This window comes from Brachyspira sp. SAP_772, from assembly GCF_009755885.1.
Taxonomy (GTDB): domain Bacteria; phylum Spirochaetota; class Brachyspiria; order Brachyspirales; family Brachyspiraceae; genus Brachyspira.
Window position 1 is genome coordinate 1 of record NZ_VYIX01000294.1, and the last position, 592, is coordinate 592.

Annotated in this window: 2 pseudogenes; both read left to right on the plus strand. The window is 21.2% G+C overall.

Going from position 1 to position 592, the window contains the following annotated elements:
• Positions 1-221, plus strand: a pseudogene (locus tag GQX97_RS14110) (transcriptional regulator); the annotation flags it as partial.
• A 94-nt stretch (positions 222-315) separates the two neighbouring features.
• A pseudogene (locus GQX97_RS14115) lies at positions 316-592 on the plus strand (hypothetical protein); the annotation flags it as partial.

Below are 592 nucleotides of genomic sequence, written 5' to 3' on the forward strand. Positions count from 1 at the left end.
TATCTGCAAGCGAAAAACGTTTGTATGAAAAAGCATATATGTTTATAGTAAATGAAATTAGTATAGCATTAAAAAAAGATAGAGACCAAATTGAAGATATAGTGTCTAATGCATTAGAAAAATCAGCTAAAAAGTTTWAAACTAAACCTGCTGAAAAAGAACTTATTAAACCAACTAAAGCTGCTGCTAAGCCTGCCAAAAAAAAGAAAAAAGAAGAGTGAAATATTTATTAATTTATTCTATTTGAAACTAATAAAAAAATATAAAAACATAAAAATAACTCGAGCTCTTTTTAGTTTTTAAGGAGAAACTGTTATGTGGAGAATAATTTATTTTGCTTGTTCTATTTTAGCACTTATATTTGATTATATTTATAATAAACTTTTTAATATAAATACTATTATATTTTTTGTTGTAAGTTCTATTTTTATAATATTATTGGATTTATTTTTTATAAGAAAAAAATCTTCAAAAACAACTTTAGTCATTTTTGTATCATTTGTTCTTACAATAATAACTGTAATACTTACTTTAAATGTTATAAATATAATAGGCATAAATTTATCATTAAACAACAAGCTTATAATACTAT